Genomic DNA, 5,890 nt, shown 5'->3' on the forward strand with positions numbered 1-5,890 from the left:
CCCGAGCACCTTGCCGTCCAGCGTCAGCGTCGCGCGCGCGGTGACGGCGCCGTGGCTCTGCGACTGGCCGTCGAACACCTGTTCGAATTCGTTCAGGTCGACCTTGAGCGTCGGCGCGCGCACGCCGTCGGACCCTTCGAGCACCGTGCCGCGCGACGACAGCGCGCCGCGCAGCCGCTGCGTGAGCAGTTGTGCGGGCGGCGCGGTCCAGCGGCTGTCGCGATAGACGGCCACGTGCTGCGCGTCCACGTACGCGAGGCGGTAGGCAAACTTGTCGGAGTCGAGCGCGTCGGGCGCGGCGACGTCGAGCACCTTCAGCGCGGGGCCCGGGCCCGCGGTCACGACCGACGTGGCCGGCCCGAGGTCATAGCGGACATTCGACAGCACCGCGCTGTTGCCGGCGCAGCCGGCCGCGAGCGACAGCGTCAGCACGGCAAGCGCGGCCGCGGCGGGACGCAGCGCGCGGTCAAGGATTCGTGGCATGGCGTGTTCCTGCATGATGTTTCCGGTTTCGATGGGTATCACTGCCCGGCCGTCGCACCCGGCCAGACGAAGCCCGGCTCGCCGGGACCCGGCGCCGCGCCGGGCGAACCGAACAACAGACTGCGCGGATTGCGGCCAAGTTCACCGGCCACGTCCTTCAATTGCCGCGATGCGTCGCCGACGCTGCCGGCGAGCGCATTGAAGCGCGGCAGCGTGTCGTACTGCACGCGCGCGTTGAGCCCGTTCAGCGCGACGCCGATCTGCTCGGCGGCCGTGCCGGCCTTGTTCAGGTTCGACACGAGCGGCCCGTTCGGCTGCAGCAGCGTGTTCGCCGACGCCATCGCGCGGTTCACCTCGTGCATCGTTTCCGGCAGCGCGGTCACCGCCGGGCCGAGCTGCTTCGTCAGCGTGGTGGCGCCATCGGCCGCGTGCTGCAGGCTTTCGGCGGTCGCGCGCAACTGCTCGCGCATCTCGGGCGACATCAGCGCATTCGCGCTCTTCGCCGCCAGTTCGAGCTGCCGCAGCAGCACGTCGCCACGCTCCTGGATCTGGTCGAACAGGCTCGGCCGCATCGGGATCTGCGCGATCGCCTTGGTCGAAGAAGGCAGCGGCGCCAGGTCGCGGCCCGTATCTTCAAGCTGCACGAACGCGATGCCCGTCACGCCCTGGAAGCCGAGGCTGCCGTAGGTCGACTGCGTGATCGGCGCGTCCTGGTCGACGAGGATCCGGATCCGGATCTGGCCCGGGTGCGAGCGATCGAAGCCGATCGACTGGACCTTGCCGACGTCGAGGCCGCGAAAGCGCACGGCCGCGTCCGGGAACAGCCCCGTCACGTTGGTGCGCGCGAGCAGGTCGTACGGCACGCGCACGGTGCGGTCGACGTTGAACCAGAACACGGTGCCCGCGATCGCGAGCGTCAGCGCAATCGTGAACAGGCCGGCCCAGAACGCATGTGATTTGTTTTCCATTCGCGGATTCCTTCGTGCCTACAGCTCGACGCTCGACAGCGCCGGTTCGAGGGCCGCCTTCGGCAGCTTCGCGCGCCGCTCGGGCGGCAGCGCCTGCAATGCGCGGCGCCCGCGCAGCCCCAGGAAATATTCGTGGATGAACGGATGGTCGACGTTCGCGGCTTCCTCGACCGGCGCAGCCACCAGCACCTTGCGGTCGGCCAGCACCGCGACGCGCGTCGACAGCGCGACCATCGTGTCGAGATCGTGCGTCACCATCACGACGGTCAGCCCGAGCGTGCGGTGCAGCGTCGCGATCAGCTCGACGAATTCGTCCGACGCCTGCGGATCGAGGCCGGCCGTCGGCTCGTCGAGGAACAGCAGCTCGGGCTCGAGCGCGATCGCGCGCGCGATGCCGACCCGCTTGACCATCCCGCCCGACAGCGCGGCCGGCATCTTCGACGCGTGCTTGCACGGCAGCCCGACCATCTCGAGCTTCAGCATCACGATGTCGTGCAGCAGATCCGGCGGCACGCGGCCGAGCTCGCGCAGCGGCTGCGCGACGTTGTCGAACACCGTCATCGACGAGAACAGCGCGCCCTGCTGGAACAGCATCCCGGAGCGCGTGCGCATCAGCCGCGCGCTCGCGTCGTCGATCGTCGCCGTGTCCTCGCCGAACACCTTGATCGTGCCCGAGGTCGGCCGCTCGAGGCCGAGAATCTGCCGCACAAGCGTGGTCTTGCCGGAGCCCGAGCCGCCGACGATCGACACGATCTCGCCGCGCCGCACGTCGAAGTCGAGCTTCTGGTGAATGATGTTGCGCCCGTAGCGCTTGGTCAGGTTGCGCACCTCGATCACGAGGTCGTCGGCATCGGCCGACGCCGCCGGCCCGGTACCGACCGACCCGGCACCGATGGCCGCGGCGTGCGCGGTCGTTTCGTTCGATGCGTTCATCCGAGCCCCACGTTCTGGAACAGGATCGCGAACACCGCGTCGGCGAGGATCACGACCGTGATCGACGACACGACCGACGTCGTCGTGCCTTCGCCGAGGCTCTGCGAGTTCGCCTTGATCCGGAAACCGAAATGGCAGGCGACCAGCGCGATCAGCATGCCGAACACGATGCCCTTGCCGACGCCGATGTACAGGTTCGCGATCGGCACGACGCCCGGCAGCGAGCGGACGAAATAATTGACGTCGATGCCGAGCACGAGCTTCGCGGCGAGCGCGCCGCCCGTCAGCGCGACGATGTTGGTCCACATCACGAGCAGCGGCATCGCGATGCCGAGTGCGAGCACGCGCGGCAGGATCAGCCGCAGCCCGTGCGGGATGCCCATCACGCGCATCGCGTCGAGCTCCTCGGTCACGCGCATCACGCCGATCTGCGCGGTGATCGCCGAGCCCGAGCGACCCGCGACGAGAATCGCCGACAGCACCGGGCCGAGCTCGCGGATCACCGACAACCCGAGGATGTTCACGATGTAGCGGTTCGCGCCGAACATCTGCAGCTGCTGCGCGGACAGGTAGCTGAGCACGATGCCGATCAGGAACGCGACGAGCGCGGTGATCGGCAGCGCCTGCGCGCCGGCGCTGTAGATGTTCGCCGAGGTTTCCTTCCATGGCATCGTCTTCGGGCGGCGCAGCACCGACAGCGCATCGAGGATCACGAGGCCGAACATCGCGATGCCGCCCTGCAGGTGTTCGCCGAACCCGAAGATCGCCTGGCCGAGCCGCGTGACGGGATCGAAGCGCACCACGCGCTCGGGCGCCTCGCGCTCGCTGTCGAGCCGCTCGATGCGCTCGAAGATCGTGCGCTGCGTCACGCTCAACGCGACGCCGGCCGGCAGCTTGCGGCCCCACACGCGCCACAGCGCCTGGCCGCCGACGTGGTCGAGCCGCTCGATGCCGGACAAATCCCATTCGCTCACACGCCCGGACGCGATGCTCGCGACACGACGCGCCACCGCGCCGCGATTGCGTGCAAGCGCGAGCGCGGTCCACTGGCCGTACAGGCGCACCGTCTGGCCCTGGCCGCCGGCGTCGACCGACAGGCCGGGAGGAGTCTCGAAGTCCAAGGGCAGGTTGTTTGCAAAAAGGTGACAGCGGTCATTGTAGCGAACCGCCCGGCGACGCGACGTGAGGATTTCCGTGGGGACGCCAGGCTGGAGCGCCGGGCCGGAGACGCCTGGCCGAGTCGCCCGCCCCGGGGTGCGCGCGGTCGTCGTCGCCCCCTGCCCGCTGCCGGCTTCACCACCTTTCATTCTTCCGTCACGTTTCCTTTCGATACTCTCACGCGCCGCACATCAGGCCGTCGGCGCCCCGCGCCGCCATTCGTTGCGTACTCGCATTTCATAAAACAGAACACCGAACAGGACAACCGATGCGTCTCCCCCTGCTTTCCCGCCGTCGCGTGCCGGCCATCGCCGCGCTCGCCAGCCTCGCCTTCATCCTCGCCGCCTGTGGCGGCGACGACGTCACCTCGCCGCCGGTGACGCCGCCGGCCGCCCAGGCGCCTGTCGGCACGACGGCCACGCTCGCCCTGCTCGAGACGACCGACCTGCACACCAACGTGCTGTCGTATGACTATTTCAAGCTCGCCGCCGACAATTCGCTCGGCTTCGAGCGCGTGTCGACGCTGATTGCACAGGCGCGCAAGCAGTATCCGAACACGCTGCTGCTCGACAACGGCGACACGATCCAGGGCACGGCGCTGTCGGACTACCAGGCGCTCGTGAAGCCGGTCGGCTGCGACCAGACGCTCGCGATCTACAAGGTGATGAACGCCGCGAAATTCGACGGCGGCGGCATCGGCAACCACGAATTCAACTACGGGCTGCCGTACCTGTCGCAGGTGACCGGCAACACGTTCGAGGTCGACGGCCTGCCGGCGCCGGCCCAGCAGAAGAAGTGCGCGGGCCCGAACTTCCCGCAGGTGCTCGCGAACGTGATCAGCGCGAAGACCAACGCGCCGCTGTTCACGCCGTACACGATCCTGATCCGCACCGTGACGGCGACGACGCCGGACGGCAAGACGGTCAGCGCGCCCGTGAAGATCGGCATCATCGGCTTCACGCCGCCCGCGATCATGAACTGGGACAAGCGCTGGCTCGACGGCAAGGTCTACACGACCGGCCTGAAGGAAGCCGCCGAGAAGTACGTTCCGGAGATGCGTGCGAAGGGCGCCGATCTCGTCGTCGCGATCTCGCACGGCGGCCTCGACAATTCCGCGTATTCGCCGACGATGGAGAACGGCAGCTGGTGGCTGTCGAAGGTGACCGGCATCGACGCGATGCTGATCGGCCATTCGCACCAGGTGTTCCCGGACGCGAACAGCACCGTGTCGCAGTTCAACCTGCCGGGTGTCGACAAGGTCAAGGGCACCGTCAACGGCGTGCCAACCGTGATGGCCAACTACTGGGGCAAGCACCTCGGCGTGATCAAGCTCGGCCTGAAGTTCGACGGCAAGACGTGGAGCGTCGACAAGTCGCAGACGACCGTCGAGGCGCGCCCGATCCAGAACGCCGACAAGAGCTACGTCGCGGCCGATCCGTCGGTTTCCGCCGCCATCGCCGCCGAGCACCAGGCAACGATCGACTACGTGAAGACGCCGATCGGCTCGACCGACTACCGGATGAACTCGTACTTCGCCGATGTCGGCGATCCGGGTGCGATCCAGATCGTCAACGAAGCGCAGGCCGACTACGTGAAGACCTACGTGCAGGCGAACCTGCCGCAATACGCGTCGCTGCCGGTGCTGTCGGTCAGCGCACCGTTCAAGAGCGGCTTCGGCGGCGGCACCGACTACACCGACGTCGCGCCGGGCGCGCTCGCGATCAACAACGCGGCCGACCTGTACCTGTACCCGAACACCGTGTACGCGGTGAAGGTGAGCGGCGCCGACGTGAAGAACTGGCTCGAAACCGCGGCCAAGCGCTTCAACCGCATCGACCCGACCAAGGCGACCGTGCAGCAGCTCGTCAGCACGTTCCCCGGCTACAACTTCGACATGTTCACGTCGGCCGATCTCGCGTATGAAATCGACGTCACGCAGCCGGTCGGCAGCCGGATCAAGAACCTGACGTACAAGGGCGCGGCGATCGACCCGAACGCGCAGTTCATCGTCGCGACCAACAACTACCGCGCGAGCGGCGGCGGCAACTTCCCGGGCCTCGACGGCAGCAAGACGATCTTCGCGTCGCCGGATGCGAACCGCGACGTGCTGATCGCGTTCGTCAAGAAGCGCGGCGCAATCACGCGCGTGGCCGACGGCGCACAGCGCAGCTGGCGCTTCACGAAGCTCGCGAGCTCGGTCGCGCACGTGCAGTTCGCGTCCGCGCCGAACCGCCTCGGCGACGCGGCGGCGGCCGGCCTGACCGGCATCACGCAGGTCGTGGCCGACGACGGTTCGGGCAAGAACCTCGCCACCTACGAAATCGACCTCACCCAATGAGGCCCGCGAT

General features: G+C 68.2%; 5 protein-coding genes. 1 reads left to right on the forward strand and 4 read right to left on the reverse strand.

Annotation, left to right across the window (positions count from 1 at the left end):
* The 4 genes from G3O00_RS39005 to G3O00_RS39020 form a co-directional block, all read right to left on the reverse strand.
* A partial coding sequence (locus G3O00_RS39005) for an ABC-type transport auxiliary lipoprotein family protein (RefSeq protein WP_206146183.1) occupies positions 1-483 on the reverse strand: 483 nt, incomplete at its 3' end.
* 38 nt (positions 484-521) lie between these two features.
* Positions 522-1,451 (reverse strand): MlaD family protein, encoded by a 930-nt coding sequence (locus tag G3O00_RS39010; protein ID WP_174936183.1) that lies wholly within the window; start codon positions 1,449-1,451, stop codon positions 522-524.
* An 18-nt stretch (positions 1,452-1,469) separates the two neighbouring features.
* Positions 1,470-2,384, reverse strand: coding sequence for an ABC transporter ATP-binding protein (locus G3O00_RS39015; protein WP_206146184.1), 915 nt, complete (start codon positions 2,382-2,384; stop codon positions 1,470-1,472).
* On the reverse strand, positions 2,381-3,505 hold the full coding sequence (locus G3O00_RS39020; protein WP_174936180.1) for an ABC transporter permease: 1,125 nt from the start codon (positions 3,503-3,505) through the stop codon (positions 2,381-2,383). Before G3O00_RS39020 ends, G3O00_RS39015 begins: the two co-directional genes overlap by 4 nt.
* Positions 3,506-3,810: 305 nt before the next feature.
* Here G3O00_RS39020 and G3O00_RS39025 point away from each other — a divergent pair, with 305 nt between their 5' ends.
* Complete coding sequence (locus G3O00_RS39025; protein WP_206146185.1) at positions 3,811-5,880, forward strand: bifunctional 2',3'-cyclic-nucleotide 2'-phosphodiesterase/3'-nucleotidase; 2,070 nt, start codon at positions 3,811-3,813, stop codon at positions 5,878-5,880.
* Positions 5,881-5,890 lie beyond the last annotated feature (10 nt).

The organism is Burkholderia sp. Ac-20384 (genome assembly GCF_017104605.1).
GTDB lineage: Bacteria > Pseudomonadota > Gammaproteobacteria > Burkholderiales > Burkholderiaceae > Burkholderia > Burkholderia lata.

Bases quoted from the DNA above. Each gene is read 5' to 3' on its own strand.
- G3O00_RS39010 (WP_174936183.1), bottom strand. From the start codon at position 1,451: ATGGAAAACAAATCACATGCGTTCTGGGCCGGCCTGTTCACGATTGCG.
- G3O00_RS39015 (WP_206146184.1), bottom strand. From the start codon at position 2,384: ATGAACGCATCGAACGAAACGACCGCGCACGCCGCGGCCATCGGTGCC.
- G3O00_RS39025 (WP_206146185.1), top strand. From the start codon at position 3,811: ATGCGTCTCCCCCTGCTTTCCCGCCGTCGCGTGCCGGCCATCGCCGCG.